Here is a 14,083-nt window from a genome sequence, read left to right as displayed (position 1 = left end):
GGGCGGGGGTGTTGAACGCGTTGACGTAGAGGCTCGACGCGCGTCCCATGCCGGACAGCGCGTCGGTCACGGCGGCGGTGCCGGTGGTGCCGAGGCCACGGCCGCGCCACGCCGGGTGCACCCAGACCCCCTGGATCTGCCCGATCCGCCTCGACAGCGCGCCGATCTCGGCCTTGAACACGACCTCGCCCTCGTGGAACCGGGCGAACGCGCGACCGGAGGTGATCAGCTCGGCGACCCGGGCGCGGTAGCCGGCGCCGCCGTCACCGGCGCGCGGGTCGACGCCGACCTCCTCGGTGAACATCGCGACCGCGGCCGGCAGGTACCGCTCGAGCTCGTCGATCCGGACGGCGCGCACGTGCGGGTCGGGCGCGACCGCGGGCGCGCCGGAGAGCACCATCAGGGGTTGGTCCGGGCGGATCTCGCGGGCCGGTTCCCACACCCCCGCGAGGTCCTCCCACAGCGGCAGCACCAGCTCGGAGCGTCCGACCAGCGACGAGCACACCCGCCCGGTGCGGCGCGCCCGCTCGGCGAACGCACGGATCGCGGAGCGCTCGCCGCGCAGCGGCACCAGGTTCGCACCGGAGAAGCACAGCCCGTCCGTGCCGGACCCGGCCGCCCACAGCTCACCGCCGAGCCGCCACGGGTCCAGCCCGACGGCCTCGACACGTGCGGCGACCATGCACGACGCGACCGGATCCGCGTCCAGGGCGGCGTGCACCCCCGACCGGTGTCGGTCGTCGAGCAGCCGTGCACCGGCAACCCTCAGCACCGTCTCACCATGCCACGTCGTCGTCGTCCGGTCACCTGTGGCTCATCTCCGCGTGCGGTGGCGCCTAGCCGACCGACACCTCAGGCTCGCCCTCGGTCTCCATCGTCTCGGCCAGGCGCATGGCCTCCTCGATGAGCGTCTCCACGATGGCGTGCTCGGGCACGGTCTTGATGACCTCACCCTTGACGAAGATCTGGCCCTTGCCGTTGCCGGAGGCGACGCCGAGGTCGGCCTCGCGGGCCTCGCCGGGCCCGTTCACCACGCAGCCCATGACGGCCACGCGCAGCGGGACCTCCATGCCGGTCAGCCCGGCGGTCACCTCGTCGGCCAGCTTGTAGACGTCGACCTGGGCGCGCCCGCAGGACGGGCAGGACACGATCTCGAGCTTGCGCGGGCGCAGGTTGAGCGACTGCAGGATCTGCGCGCCGACCTTGATCTCCTCGACCGGCGGCGCGGAGAGCGAGACGCGGATCGTGTCGCCGATCCCCTGGCGCAGCAGCGCACCGAACGCGACCGCGGACTTGATCGTCCCCTGGAACGCGGGGCCGGCCTCGGTGACGCCCAGGTGCAGCGGGTAGTCGCACTGCTCGGCCAGGATCTCGTAGGCCCGCACCATGACGACCGGGTCGTTGTGCTTGACCGAGATCTTGATGTCTCCGAAGCCGTGCTCCTCGAACAGGCCCGCTTCCCAGAGCGCGGACTCGGCCAGCGCCTCCGGGGTGGCCTTGCCGTGCTTCTCCATCAGCCGCTTGTCCAGCGAGCCCGCGTTGACGCCGATCCGGATCGGCGTGCCGTGGTCCTTCGCGGCCTGCGCGATCTCCTTGACCTGGTCGTCGAACTTGCGGATGTTGCCCGGGTTGACGCGCACGGCGGCGCACCCGGCCTCGATCGCGGCGAAGACGTACTTGGGCTGGAAGTGGATGTCGGCGATGACCGGGATCTGCGACTTGGCCGCGATCGCCGGCAGCGCCTCGGCGTCGTCGGCCGAGGGGCAGGCCACGCGCACGATGTCGCATCCGGACGCGGTCAGCTCGGCGATCTGCTGCAGCGTCGCGTTGACGTCGGAGGTCAGGGTGGTGGTCATGGACTGCACGGAGATCGGGTGGTCGGATCCGACGCCGACCGGCCCGACCTGCAGCTGACGGGTCTTCCGGCGGGGCGCCAGGGTCGGCGCAGGTGCGGACGGCATACCCAGGGAGACGCTCACGATCCCGAGTGTCCCACCAGTGCGTGGCGCACGCCGTTCCCCGTGTCGCGACGCACTCCCCCGGCGGCCGCGGGTGTCCGGGGACAGGTCAGGTGCGGCCCTGGTTCTCCTGGGCGTCCTGCAGCGTCGAGGAGTGCGGTAGCCAGGTCGCCAGCTCGATCGGCCAGCCGTCGGCCTCCAGCATCGCGACCACGGCCGGGTCGTCGTCGATGATCGAGGCGATCTCCCGGGTCCGGGACAGGTTGCGCAGCACCTCGCGCTTGACGTAGCGGGCGGGCCGGTGGTCGTCGTCGGACCGCATGTAGAGCGGAGACGTGGGCAGGTCGTGGCTCGCCAGCCAGCGCACGGTCAGGCGCCGGTTCCGTTCCGGGCGACCGGTCAGGTAGACGACGTCGTGATCGGCCTGGGCCTCGCGCAGCCGGTCCGCGCCCTCGTCGAGCAGCGGGTCGACGTCGGCGGCGGCGAAGAAGCGCTCCCACCGGTGCACGTCGAGGAAGTGCAGGCGGTGCGTGACGTCGGCGAGCACGCCGTCGATGTCGAACACCGCGACCGGGCGGGCGGCCCCGTTCGTCGCCGTCCGGCTCATCCGAAGAATCGGATCGGGTTGAACAGGTCGGCCACCAGCAACATGCCGCTCCAGGCGATGAAGATCATCGCGACCACCATCGCGACCGGCAGCAGCTTCGCCACGTCCACCGGGCCGGGGTCGGGCCGGCCCATCAGGCGGTAGCTGTGGCGCTTGATCGACTCCCAGATCGCCGGGAAGATCTGGCCGCCGTCCAGCGGCGGGATCGGCAAGAGGTTGAACAGGAACAGCGAGATGTTGACCGCGGCCAGCAGCGTCAGGAAGAACGACAGCTCGGCCCGCAGCGGCGCCTCCTGGGCGAGGATCTCGCCACCGAGCCGGGATGCGCCGACGATGCCGACCGGCCCGTCCTCGTCACGTTCCTCGCCCATGAAGGCGGCGCCGAACAGCGCGGGAACCCGGGAGGGCAACTCGATGATCGCCCGTCCGGTTCGCGAGATGATGGCTCCCATCTCGTCGACGACGGCACCGGCGTCCTGGCGGACGTAGTCGCCGGGCAGCAGCCCCACCCCGAGGAATCCGGCCGGCACCGTCGCCTTGGGGTCGTTGAAGTCCTGCACCTGGTTCTCGATGACCGTGGTCGGGAGATCCAGGCGCCGGCCGTCGCGCTCGACCGTCACCAGCGTCGGCCCGGACGCGACGCGGATCGCCTCCCGCAGGGCGCGTCCGTCGTTCGGCCCGAAGCTCTGACCGTTCAGGGCGACGATCCGGTCACCGGCCCGGAACCCGGCCTCTGCCGCCGGGGTCGGCGCCGCGCCCGGGGTGCAGGTCGCATCCACCGGAGCGCTCGCCGGCAGCACGCAGGCGCTCACTGAGCGGACCTGGGTCCCCTCCTGCTGCACGCCGATGCCCATCAGCACGACGGCGAACAGGCCGATCGCCAGGATCAGGTTCATGAACGGCCCGCCGAACATCACCACGATGCGCTTCCACGGCGATCGCATCCAGAACTGGCGGTCCACGTCCTGAGGCAGGACATCCATCGCGGACTGCTGGCGGGCGTCGTCCATCAGGCCCTGGAACGGGCCGGTCCGCCGCGAGCGGCCGAGGTTCCCGCCGCCCTTGGCCGGCGGGATCATGCCGATCATGCGGACGTAGCCGCCCATCGGGATCGCCTTGATCCCGTACTCGGTCTCGCCGACCTTGCGCGACCACACCGTGCGGCCGAACCCGACGAAGAACTCCGGGACCTTGATCCCGAACCAGCGGGCGGTGACGAAGTGCCCGAGCTCGTGCCAGGCGATGGAGATCAGGATCCCGACGAAGAAGATCACGATCCCGAGAACCGTCATCAGCATGTGGTGGCCCCCGTTCCCGCCCGCTCACGGGCGTGTACGCGGGCCCAGTCCTCGGCAGCCAGCACGTCCGCCACGGTAGCGGGGTCACGCGTCCAGCCGTCGGCGGCGTCCAGGGTCTCCGAGAGCAGGTCGGTGATATCGGTGTACCGGATGGCCCCGGCCACGAAGGCCTCGACGAGCTCCTCGTTCGCGGCGTTGAGCACGGCCGGCAGGCAGCCCCCCGCCTGGCCCGCGGCGCGCGCCAGCCGCACGCCCGGGAACGCGTCGTCGTCGAGCGGCTCGAACGTCCAGGTCTGCGCGGTGTCCCAGGTGCACGCCGCGGCGGCGCCCGCGACCCGGTCCGGCCAGGCCAGGCCGAGCGCGATCGGCAACCGCATGTCCGGCGGCGAGGCCTGGGCGATCGTCGAGCCGTCGGTGAACGTGACCATCGAATGCACGATCGACTGCGGGTGCACCGTGACGTCGATCCGGTCGTAGGGCACGCCGAACAGCAGGTGCGCCTCGATCAGCTCGAGCCCCTTGTTCACCAGCGTCGCCGAGTTGATCGTCACGACCGGGCCCATCGCCCAGGTGGGGTGCTCGAGCGCCTCGGCCACCGTGACGTCGGTGAGGTCGGTCCGGGACCGCCCGCGGAACGGGCCCCCGGACGCGGTCAGGACCAGCCGCGCCACCTCCTCGGCGCTGCCCCCGCGCAGGCACTGGGCCAGCGCCGAGTGCTCGGAGTCCACCGGCACGATCTGCCCGGGCGCGGCCGCGGAGAGGACCAGCGGGCCACCCGCGACCAGCGACTCCTTGTTGGCCAGCGCCAGCGTCGACCCGGCCGCGAGCGCGGCCAGCGTCGGCCCGAGCCCGCGCGAGCCGGTGATCCCGTTCAGCACGACGTCGGCGCGGGACCCGGCCACCAGCTCGGTCGCGGCGTCCGGGCCCTCGAGCACGTCGAGGCCGGGGACGGCGGCGCGCAGCTCGGCGGCCGCGGCGGCGGAGGAGACCGCCACCCGCGGCACCCGGTGCGCGCGGACCTGCTCGGCGAGCAGCGCCACGTCGGAGCCCCCCGCGGCCAGCCCGGTCACGGTGAAGCCGCCGGCGTGGACGACGACGTCGAGGGCCTGGGTGCCGATCGACCCGGTGGAGCCGAGAATGATCAGCGAGCGGGGCTCGGTCCGGTCGGAGGCGGCGGGAGGGGGCATGGCGGCGGCAGGTGTGGCGGACTCGGTGCCGATGCTCGTTTCGCTTACGCTGCTCTCGGTCATCACCGCACATCATCCTCGCGGCGCCGTTGTGCAACCATGTGACCTCGAAGGTACGAGCTCGATCAGGAGGGTGCACGTGGCGAGCAACTCGAGGGAAATCGCCGTCCGGTCGGGCGTCGACCCCGACGAAGAGCCCTCGGTCGACTGGGGCTGGCACGCCACGTTCCCGAACGGCACGAAGATCGCCGGCGCCCTCTCCGCGATCGCGCTGATCCTGATGCTGATCGGGCACCCCACCAGCTGGACCGAGATCCTGTTCATGGTGATCCCCGCGGTCGCCCTGCTGGCCGGCGTGGCCTGGAGCATCCGGCGCGGGCGTCACGCCTGGCGCCGCTGAGCCCGCTCCCGACCCCGACGATCCGTGGCCGCCAGCAGCGCGGGTGAGCCGGTCGAGCTGACGATCGGCGGCCGGACCGTGCGCCTGTCGAGCCCGGAGCGGGTCTACTTCCCGACCCGCGGCGAGACGAAGCTCGACCTCGCCCGCTACTACGAGTCGGTCGGCGACGGCATCGTCCGCGCGCTGCGCGACCGGCCGTGCATGATGCACCGCTTCCCCACCGGCGTGACCGGGGACAAGGTCCACCAGAAGCGGCTCCCCCGCAGCGCCCCGGACTGGGTGCGCACCGTGCGGGTGCACTTCCCCCGCTACAACCGCAACGCCGACGAGCTGTGCGTGGCGCACCCGGCCGACGTGGTGTGGGCGGTCCAGATGTCGACGGTGGAGTTCCACCCCTGGAACTCCCGGGCCGCCGACGTCGAGGCACCGGACGAGTGGCGGATCGACCTGGACCCGATGCCCGAGACCAGCTACGCCGACGTCCGCCGGGTCGCGCACGTCGCGCACGAGGTGCTCGACGAGCTGGGCGCGACCGGCTTCCCGAAGACCTCCGGCGGCAAGGGCCTGCACGTCTACGTCCGGATCCCGCCCGACCACGGCTTCGCCGACGTCCGGCGCGCGGCGCACGCGTTCGCCCGCGAGGTCGGGCGGCGCTCCTCGCTGGTGGACCTGAACTGGTGGCGCAAGGACCGCGACCCGTCGAAGGTCTTCGTCGACTACAACCAGAACGCCCGCGACCACACGATCGCCTCGGCCTACTCGGTGCGCGGCGTCCCCGAGGCGCGCGTGTCCGCCCCGCTGCGCTGGGACGAGATCGACGACGCCGAGCCGGGTGACTTCACGATCGCGACCATGCCGGCCCGCTTCGCCGAGCTGGGCGACCTGCACGCCGGCATCGACGATGCCGTGTTCGACATCGCGCCGCTGCTGGAGTGGGCCGACCGCGACGCGAACGACGGCGCAGACCCCCCACCCGACCCCGAGACCACCGACCTGGACAACGCCTGACCACGAGGCCACCCCGGCACCGCGTCGTGGAGCCATGACGCTGCTGTTGGCTACCCGGCGCCGCGTCGTGGAGCCATGATGCGGGGGCTCAGGTGCGGGTGCGGCTGCGGAGGCGGGCGAACTCGGCCGTCATCGCCTCGCGGGACCAGTGGGCGTTGAGGCCACTGGGGTTGGGCAGCACCCAGACGCCGGTGGCGCCGAGCCGCTCGTCCTGCTCCCCCACCGTGGCCTTGACCTGCGCGAACGCCGTCCGGTAGGCGCCGATCCCGACCACCGCCAGCCACGCCGGGGCCAGCTCCGCGACCAGCACGCGCAGACGCCGGCCGCCCGCGACCACCTCGTCGTCGGTGAGCTCGTCGGCCCGGGCGGTGGCCCGCGGCGCCATGTTCGTGATGCCCAGCCCCCAGGTCGCGAGCTCGCCCTGCTCGTCCGGGCGCAGCAGGCGCGGGGTGAACCCGGAGTCGTGCAGGACCGGCCAGAACCGGTTGCCGGGACGGGCGAAGTGGTGCCCGGTCGCAGCGCTCACCAGCCCGGGGTTGATGCCGCAGAACAGCACCCGCGCCGGCGGGTCACCCGGGCCGGGCAGGACGTCCGGGATCGTGCGGGAACGCGCCGCGTCGAGCTCCGCCGCGTCCGGCAGCCTCCGAATCGCCACCCGGGGATGGAACCACACGCGGGCGCGGAGGAGACTGACCCGCCGTGGACCTGCCCGTCATGCCGCCGATCTCGCCCATGCTGGCCAAACCGGCCCCGTCGATCCCGCAGGGGCAGCTCTACGAGCCCAAGTGGGACGGCTTCCGGGCGATCATCTTCCGGGACGGCGACGAGGTCGAGATCGGCAGCCGCAACGAGCGGCCGATGACCCGCTACTTCCCCGAGGTCGTCGAGGCGGTGAAGGCGAACTTCCCGGAGCGCGCGGTGATCGACGGCGAGATCATCGTCGCGAACACCGACCAGAACCTGCTCGACTTCGAGGCCCTGCAGCAGCGCATCCACCCTGCCGCCAGCCGGGTGAAGCTCCTGTCCGAGCAGACGCCGGCGTCGTTCGTCGCGTTCGACCTGCTCGCGCTCGGCGACGACGACCTGATGGCCCGCCCGCTGTCCGAGCGCCGCACGATGCTCGAGGACGCGCTGGCCGTCGCGTCCGCCCCGGTGTACCTGACCCCGCTGACCCGCGACCACGACGTCGCGCAGCGGTGGTTCGAGACGTTCGAGGGCGCCGGGCTGGACGGGCTGATCGCCAAGAAGCCCGACCTGCTCTACCAGCCGGACAAGCGCACCATGACCAAGATCAAGCACGAGCGGACCGCGGACTGCGTGCTCGCCGGGTACCGGGTGCACAAGTCCGGCCCGGACGCGATCGGGTCACTGCTGCTGGGGCTCTACGACTCCCGCGACGTGCTCGTCTCGGTCGGCGTCGTCGGCGCGTTCCCGATGGCGCGCCGCCGCGAGCTGATGACCGAGCTGGCGCCGCTGGTCACCGACTTCGACCACCACCCGTGGGCCTGGGCGAAGCAGGAGGAGGGCGAGCGGACCCCACGCAAGTCCGAGACCAGCCGCTGGAACGCCGGCAAGGACCTGTCGTTCGTCCCGCTGCGCCCGGAGCGCGTCCTCGAGGTGCGCTACGACTACATGGAGGGCGTGCGCTTCCGGCACACCACCCAGTTCGTGCGCTGGCGCGAGGACCGGGACCCGCACTCGTGCACCTACGACCAGCTCGAGCACCCGGTCCGCTTCGACCTCGCCGAGGTCCTCACCGGCGGGTGATCGTCCCGGCTGATCGTCGTTGTGGGAGCGCAACCGACCGGTGCGGTCGGTTCCGCTCCCACCGGCGTGTTCAGCCCGGATACGCGATCGCGAACCGCAGGCCTGCTCCGCCCACCGGGCGGCCCGTGGTGGGCCAGGATCCGCCCGTGCGGGCCCGGGCCGAGGCCCGACGCCGATGATCACGACGGCGGGAGCGCGGGCGACCTGCAGGGTCAGTTCCACTCCCGGTGCCGTGATCACCCTCCCCGTCGTCAGGCCGGGACGCAGCCGCAGGACTCACGGTGCACGAACCGGGCGGGCAGCCGCACGGTGGACGGCGGCGCGTCGGGCTGCTCCATCCGGCGCAGGAGCATCCGCACCGCCTCACGGCCGATCTCCGCGAACGGCTGCGCGATCACCGTGAGGCGGGGCCGGAACGCGTCCGCCCAGGGGAAGTCGTCGAACGCGACGAGCGCGACGTCGTCGGGGACCCTGCGCCCGGACTCGTGCAGGCCCTGCATCGCACCGATCGTCATCGCGTTGTTCGCCGGGATCACCGCGGTCGGCGGGTCGGCGCGGTCGAACAGGGCGAGGACGGCGCGACGGGCCGGTTCGGACTCCGAGTCGCCGTCGACCACCAGGGTCTCGTCGACGTCGAGCCCGGCACGCGACATCCCGAGGCGGAACCCGTCGAGCCGCTCGACGGTGGTGGTCAGGCCCGCGTGCCCGGCGACGAAGCCGATCCGGGTGTGCCCGCCCGCGGTCAGGTGCGCGACGAGCTCGGCGACCGGCTCCACGTTCTCGGTCCCGACCTGGTCGTGCACGCCGCCGACGATGCGGTCCACCAGCACCGTCGGGACGTGCTGGGCGGCCAGCTCGGCGAGTGTGTCGTGCGCGTCCGCCGACGGGGCCAGCAGCACCCCGTCCACCCGGTGCCGCAGCCGGCGCACGGCCGTCCCCTCGTAGGCCGGGTCCTCGTGCGGGTCGACCAGCAGCAGCGTGTAGCCGGACGCGGCCGCCTCGTTCTCCACCGCGCGGAGCAGGTCGCCGAAGTACGGGTTGGAGATCGCGGACAGCGCCAGGCCGATCGTCGTGGTGCGCGAGGTGGCCAGCGAGCGGGCGACCTGGTTCGGTGTGTAGTCCACGGCCGCCATCGCGTTCAGGACCTGCTGGCGGGTGGCGTCGCGGACCCGGCGTGTCCCGTTGAGGACGTGCGAGACGGTCGCGGTGGACACCCCGGCCAGCCGGGCGACCTCGGCCATGGTGGTGATGGCACACCTCCCTGGACTCTGACGACGCTCACCGACGGGCAGCACGGATGAGACCCAGATTACAGGCAATCGCTTGCGTAAGCGCTTAAGCGGACATACCGTTTGCTCGTTCGGCTCGGCGGCGTGGCACACGTCACAGAGGTCGGACGGACCACCGTATCCGTCCTCAGCGCAGAGGAGACCCCACCGTGGCCCCACCCCTCCGCACCGCACGCGGCCGTCCCCGACGGTCGGTGGTCGCGGCACTGCTCGGGGTGCTCGCCCTGACCGTCTCCGGGTGCGCCGGCGCCGGGGCGCTCGGCGCCGCCGAGGGCGCCCGGACGATCACGATCGCGATCGTGTCCAACCCGCAGATGGAGGACGCGGTCGACCTCGCGCCGAAGTTCGAGGCGGAGAACCCGGGGATCCGGCTCAAGTTCGTCAGCCTCTCCGAGAACGAGGCCCGCGCGAAGATCACCTCCTCGGTGGCCACCGGCGGCGACGAGTTCGACGCGGTCATGATCAGCAACTACGAGACGCCGCAGTGGGCCCGCAACGGCTGGCTCACCGACCTCGACCCGCTGATGGCTGCGACCCCCGGCTACGACGAGAACGACTTCATCCCGGCCGTGCGCAAGGCGCTGTCCGGGCCGGACGGGCACATGTACTCGACGCCGTTCTACGGCGAGTCCTCGTTCCTGATGTACCGCAAGGACCTGTTCGCCCGGGCCGGGCTCACCATGCCGGCGAAGCCCACCTGGCCGCAGGTCGCCGAGTTCGCCGCGAAGCTCGACGACGAGCAGTCCGGACGGGCCGGCATCTGCCTGCGCGGCAAGCCCGGCTGGGGTGAGCTGATGGCCCCGCTGGACACCGTCGTGAACGCGTTCGGCGGACGCTGGTTCGACGAGGGCTGGAACGCCCAGCTGAACTCCCCGGAGTTCCGCTCGGCCGTCCAGTTCTACGTCGACCTGGTCAGCCGCTATGGGCAGCCGGGTGCGGCGACCGCCGGGTTCTCCGAGTGCGGCACGCAGTTCAGCCAGGGCAACGCCGCGATGTGGTACGACGCGACCGTCGCCTCGGGCACCGTGGAGAACCCCGAGGAGTCCAAGGTCGCCGGGAACGTCGGCTACGCCCCGGCCCCGGTCGGCGCGGACGGCCGCCCGTCGGGCTGGCTGTACTCGTGGGCGCTGGCCATCCCGCGCACGACCGCGGAGAAGGGCCCCGGCGCCGTGGAGGACACCTGGAAGTTCCTGTCCTGGATGACCTCCAAGCCCTACCAGCAGATGGTCGGTGAGGAGCTGGGCTGGGAGTCGGTGCCCCCCGGCGCCCGGCAGTCGACCTACCGCATCCCGGAGTACGCGGAGTCCTCGAAGGCCTACGCCCCGCAGACCCTGCAGGCGATCAGCAGCGCCGACCAGGACCGTCCGAGCAGCAAGCCGGTGCCCTACAGCGGTATCCAGTTCGTCGGCATCCCCGAGTTCCAGGACATGGGCACCCGGGTCAGCCAGCAGATCTCCGCGGCGATCGCCGGCCAGCAGAGCGTCGACGAGGCCCTGGAGCAGGGACAGCAGTACGCGACGACCGTCGGCGAGACCTACCAGCAGGACGGGGCCGGACAGTGACGATGACCGACGAGCGGCCCGCGGCCGCTCCCGCCCGCCCGGCCAGGGGGACCGGCTCCGCCCGTGACGGGTGGATCCGGCGGGCCCCGCTGCTGCCCGCGCTGATCTTCGCGATCATCGTGACGCAGCTGCCGTTCCTGGTGACGATCTACTACTCGCTGCAGTCCTGGAACCTGGTCCGCCCCGGCAGCCAGAGCTTCGTCGGCCTGGACAACTACGCGACGGTGTTCACCGACTCGCAGTTCCGCGGGGTGGCGCTGAACTCGGTGCTGCTCACGGTCGGCGCAGTGATCTTCGCGATGATCCTCGGCCTGCTGTTCGCACTGCTGCTGGACCGGCAGTTCTTCGGCCGCGGGTTCGTTCGCACGCTGCTGATCACGCCGTTCCTGATCACCCCGGTGGCCGGCGCGCTGCTGTGGAAGACGGTGCTGTTCGACCCGACCTACGGGCTGATCAACTTCGTGCTCTCCCCGTTCGGGGCGGGCCAGACGGACTGGGTGTCGTCGTTCCCCCTGACCTCGGTGATGATCGCCCTGATCTGGCAGTGGACGCCGTTCATGATGCTGCTGACCCTGGCCGGGCTGCAGTCCCAGCCCTCCGACGTGCTGGAGGCCGCTCGGGTGGACGGCGCGGGCAGCTTCGCGATCTTCCGCGAGGTCACGCTGCCGCACCTGCGCCGGTTCATCGAGCTCGGTGTCGTGCTCGGCGCGATCTACCTGGTCAACACGTTCGACACGATCTACATGATGACCCAGGGCGGGCCCGGGACGGCGAGTGCGAACCTGCCGTTCTACATCTACCAGCGGGCGTTCCTGGGCTTCGACATCGGTCAGTCCGCGGCGATGGGCGTGGTGGTCGTGGTGGCCACGATCGTCGTCTCCACGTTCGCCCTGCGGCTGATCTTCCGCAGCTTCTCCGGAGCCGAGGAGACGTCCTGATGGCCGAGCAGACCCTCTCGTCCCCCGCCGGGTCCGCGTCCGGCACGCCGGACGCGGACCCGCCGCGGATTACGCCGAAGAAGCCGCGCCGCACCGGCAACGTGCTGCTCGGCGTGCTCGCCTGGGTCGTCGGGATCGGGTTCTTCTTCCCGATCCTGTGGATGGTGCTCACGGCGTTCAAGCAGGAGGCCGACGCCTACACCAGCCCGCCGACGCTGTTCTTCACCCCGACCCTGGCGCAGTTCGAGGAGGTGTTCTCCTCCGGCATCGGGCCCTACCTGCTCAACTCGGTGTTCGCGACGCTGATGTCGACGGTCCTGGTGATCCTGCTGGCCACCCCGGCCGCGTACGCGGTGTCGCTGCGGCCGGTCAAGAAGACCCAGGACGTCCTGTTCTTCTTCATCTCGACCAAGATGCTCCCCGTGGTGGCGGCGATCGTGCCGATCTACGTGGTGGTCAACTACATCGGGATGCTGGACAACATCTGGACCCTGGTCGTGCTCTACACGGCGATGAACCTGCCGATCGCGGTGTGGATGATGCGCTCGTTCTTCCAGGAGGTCCCCAAGGAGCTCCTGGAGGCGGCCAGCATGGACGGCGCCTCGCTGTTCCGCTCGCTGCGCGAGGTGGTGCTGCCGGTGGTCTCTCCCGGCATGGCCGCGACCGCGCTCATCTGCGTGATCTTCTCCTGGAACGAGTTCTTCTTCGCGGTGAACCTGACCGCCTCCCAGGCCGCGACGGTGCCGGTGTTCCTCGTCGGGTTCATCACCTCCGAGGGCCTGTACTTCGCCAAGCTGTGCGCCGCCGCCACGATGGCCGCCCTGCCGGTCGTCATCGCCGGCTGGGTGGCGCAGAACAAGCTCGTCCAGGGCCTGTCCTTCGGGGCCGTCAAGTGATTTCCTCTTCCCTCCCCACAGAACGGAGCCGACCGTGGCTGACGTCGTGTTCGACAAGGCGTCCCGGATCTACCAGGCCGGGCAGAAGCCGGCCGTCGACCGGCTGAGCCTGACGGTCGAGGACGGCGAGTTCGTCGTGCTCGTCGGCCCGTCGGGCTCCGGGAAGTCGACCGCGCTGCGGATGCTGGCCGGTCTCGAGGAGATCGACGACGGCGACATCCGGATCGACGGGAAGAACATGGTCGGGGTGCCCTCGCGGGACCGTGACATCGCGATGGTCTTCCAGAACTACGCGCTGTACCCGAACAAGACCGTCGGGGAGAACATGGCGTTCCCGCTCAAGATGCGCGGGATGGACGCCGACGAGCGCGCGAGGAAGGTCCGCGAGGCCGCGGACGTGCTCGGCCTGACCGACTACCTCGACCGCAAGCCACGCGCCCTGTCCGGCGGCCAGCGCCAGCGCGTCGCGATGGGCCGGGCGATCGTGCGCGAGCCGCAGGTCTTCCTGATGGACGAGCCGCTGTCCAACCTCGACGCCAAGATGCGGGTCACCACCCGCACCGAGATCGCCGCGATGCAGCGACGTCTCGGCGTCACCACCGTCTACGTCACCCACGACCAGGTCGAGGCCATGACGATGGGCGACCGGGTCGCCCTGCTGGCGAACGGGCAGCTGCAGCAGTTCGACGCCCCCGCCGACCTCTACGACCGGCCGCAGAACGCGTTCGTGGCCGGGTTCATCGGCTCGCCCGCGATGAACCTGTTCACGCTGCCGGTGACCGAGCGCGGTGTGCACCTGGCCGGGCGCGACCTTGCCCTGCCGCAGGCGCGGCGCTCGGCGATCGGCGCGGCCCGGCTGGAGACCGTCACCCTCGGCATCCGGCCCGAGCAGTGGACGGTCGGCCCGGACGGCGGCGAGGGCGTCCCGGCCCAGGTCGACGTCGTCGAGGAGCTGGGCAGCGACGCGTTCCTCTACGGGCACCTGGCCGACGACGCCGGGACGACGGTCGTCGTCCGGACCGGGGGTCGCTCCGGTGCCCGGCGCGGGGACCTGGTCTCGCTCACCCCGTCGTCCGACGACCTGCACCTGTTCCACCCCGAGTCCGGCGACCGCCTGTAGGCACCCGGTCGCCGGTAGGAACCGGCCGGCTGTAGGGACCGGCCCCCGACCCG

The 14,083-nt window shown here is 71.6% G+C and carries 14 protein-coding genes; 7 read left to right on the top strand and 7 right to left on the bottom strand.

The features are described from left to right. The 5 genes from I4I78_RS20765 to dxr form a co-directional block, all read right to left on the bottom strand. The coding region (locus I4I78_RS20765) for a GNAT family N-acetyltransferase (RefSeq protein WP_218613111.1) at positions 1 to 772 on the bottom strand (772 nt) is incomplete at its 3' end. 64 nt (positions 773 to 836) lie between these two features. Beyond that, positions 837 to 1,979 carry a flavodoxin-dependent (E)-4-hydroxy-3-methylbut-2-enyl-diphosphate synthase gene (gene ispG, locus I4I78_RS20760; RefSeq protein WP_218613110.1) on the bottom strand — a complete coding sequence of 381 codons (1,143 nt, stop codon included), beginning with the start codon at positions 1,977 to 1,979 and terminating at the stop codon, positions 837 to 839. A gap of 88 nt (positions 1,980 to 2,067) precedes the next feature. Then, positions 2,068 to 2,565, bottom strand: coding sequence for a hypothetical protein (locus tag I4I78_RS20755; protein WP_218613109.1), 498 nt, complete (start codon positions 2,563 to 2,565; stop codon positions 2,068 to 2,070). Beyond that, positions 2,562 to 3,857 (bottom strand): RIP metalloprotease, encoded by a 1,296-nt coding sequence (locus I4I78_RS20750; RefSeq protein ID WP_226380115.1) that lies wholly within the window; start codon positions 3,855 to 3,857, stop codon positions 2,562 to 2,564. The genes I4I78_RS20755 and I4I78_RS20750 overlap by 4 nt, the downstream gene beginning before the upstream one ends. Continuing rightward, positions 3,857 to 5,050, bottom strand: coding sequence for a 1-deoxy-D-xylulose-5-phosphate reductoisomerase (gene dxr, locus I4I78_RS20745; RefSeq protein ID WP_218613108.1), 1,194 nt, complete (start codon positions 5,048 to 5,050; stop codon positions 3,857 to 3,859). Before dxr ends, I4I78_RS20750 begins: the two co-directional genes overlap by 1 nt. 139 nt (positions 5,051 to 5,189) lie before the next feature. Between dxr and I4I78_RS20740 the strand changes: the two genes are divergently transcribed. Then, on the top strand, positions 5,190 to 5,450 hold the full coding sequence (locus I4I78_RS20740; RefSeq protein ID WP_308252250.1) for a DUF2631 domain-containing protein: 261 nt from the start codon (positions 5,190 to 5,192) through the stop codon (positions 5,448 to 5,450). 24 nt (positions 5,451 to 5,474) lie between these two features. After that, positions 5,475 to 6,458, top strand: a complete 984-nt coding sequence (ligD, locus tag I4I78_RS20735; RefSeq protein WP_218613107.1) for a non-homologous end-joining DNA ligase — start codon at positions 5,475 to 5,477, stop codon at positions 6,456 to 6,458. 88 nt (positions 6,459 to 6,546) lie between these two features. Here ligD and mug read toward each other — a convergent pair whose 3' ends face one another. Continuing rightward, positions 6,547 to 7,107, bottom strand: coding sequence for a G/U mismatch-specific DNA glycosylase (mug, locus tag I4I78_RS20730; RefSeq protein WP_218613112.1), 561 nt, complete (start codon positions 7,105 to 7,107; stop codon positions 6,547 to 6,549). A 50-nt stretch (positions 7,108 to 7,157) separates the two neighbouring features. Here mug and I4I78_RS20725 point away from each other — a divergent pair, with 50 nt between their 5' ends. After that, a complete protein-coding gene (locus tag I4I78_RS20725; protein WP_218613106.1) occupies positions 7,158 to 8,225 on the top strand; it encodes an ATP-dependent DNA ligase in 1,068 nt (355 codons plus the stop codon). Between the two features lie 251 nt (positions 8,226 to 8,476). Here I4I78_RS20725 and I4I78_RS20720 read toward each other — a convergent pair whose 3' ends face one another. Continuing rightward, the gene (locus I4I78_RS20720) at positions 8,477 to 9,466 is read right to left on the bottom strand and encodes a LacI family DNA-binding transcriptional regulator (protein WP_218613105.1); all 990 of its coding nucleotides are present in this window, start codon (positions 9,464 to 9,466) and stop codon (positions 8,477 to 8,479) included. 197 nt (positions 9,467 to 9,663) lie between these two features. Here I4I78_RS20720 and I4I78_RS20715 point away from each other — a divergent pair, with 197 nt between their 5' ends. From I4I78_RS20715 to I4I78_RS20700, 4 genes are read left to right on the top strand one after another with little or no spacing between them, the layout of a single operon-like run. Continuing rightward, entirely contained in the window at positions 9,664 to 11,076 is a 1,413-nt protein-coding gene (locus I4I78_RS20715) for a sugar ABC transporter substrate-binding protein (RefSeq protein WP_218613104.1), read from the top strand. A 2-nt stretch (positions 11,077 to 11,078) separates the two neighbouring features. After that, positions 11,079 to 12,014 carry a carbohydrate ABC transporter permease gene (locus I4I78_RS20710; protein ID WP_218613103.1) on the top strand — a complete coding sequence of 312 codons (936 nt, stop codon included), beginning with the start codon at positions 11,079 to 11,081 and terminating at the stop codon, positions 12,012 to 12,014. Further along, a complete protein-coding gene (locus I4I78_RS20705; RefSeq protein ID WP_218613102.1) occupies positions 12,014 to 12,910 on the top strand; it encodes a carbohydrate ABC transporter permease in 897 nt (298 codons plus the stop codon). The genes I4I78_RS20710 and I4I78_RS20705 overlap by 1 nt, the downstream gene beginning before the upstream one ends. Positions 12,911 to 12,944: 34 nt before the next feature. After that, entirely contained in the window at positions 12,945 to 14,030 is a 1,086-nt protein-coding gene (locus I4I78_RS20700; RefSeq protein WP_218613101.1) for an ABC transporter ATP-binding protein, read from the top strand. The last annotated feature ends 53 nt before the right edge of the window (positions 14,031 to 14,083 follow it).

Origin of the sequence: Pseudonocardia sp. KRD291, assembly GCF_019263595.1 — a bacterium.
Classification (GTDB): Bacteria; Actinomycetota; Actinomycetes; order Mycobacteriales; family Pseudonocardiaceae; genus Pseudonocardia.
Note: the sequence above shows the minus strand (reverse complement) of the source record. Positions and strands in the feature narration are given on the sequence as shown.

Excerpts from the sequence above, each read along its gene's own strand:
- I4I78_RS20755 (WP_218613109.1), bottom strand. The coding sequence starts at position 2,565 with ATGAGCCGGACGGCGACGAACGGGGCCGCCCGCCCGGTCGCGGTGTTC.
- I4I78_RS20750 (WP_226380115.1), bottom strand. The coding sequence starts at position 3,857 with ATGACGGTTCTCGGGATCGTGATCTTCTTCGTCGGGATCCTGATCTCC.
- I4I78_RS20710 (WP_218613103.1), top strand. The coding sequence starts at position 11,079 with ATGACCGACGAGCGGCCCGCGGCCGCTCCCGCCCGCCCGGCCAGGGGG.
- I4I78_RS20720 (WP_218613105.1), bottom strand. The coding sequence starts at position 9,466 with ATGGCCGAGGTCGCCCGGCTGGCCGGGGTGTCCACCGCGACCGTCTCG.
- I4I78_RS20705 (WP_218613102.1), top strand. The coding sequence starts at position 12,014 with ATGGCCGAGCAGACCCTCTCGTCCCCCGCCGGGTCCGCGTCCGGCACG.
- dxr (WP_218613108.1), bottom strand. The coding sequence starts at position 5,050 with ATGCCCCCTCCCGCCGCCTCCGACCGGACCGAGCCCCGCTCGCTGATC.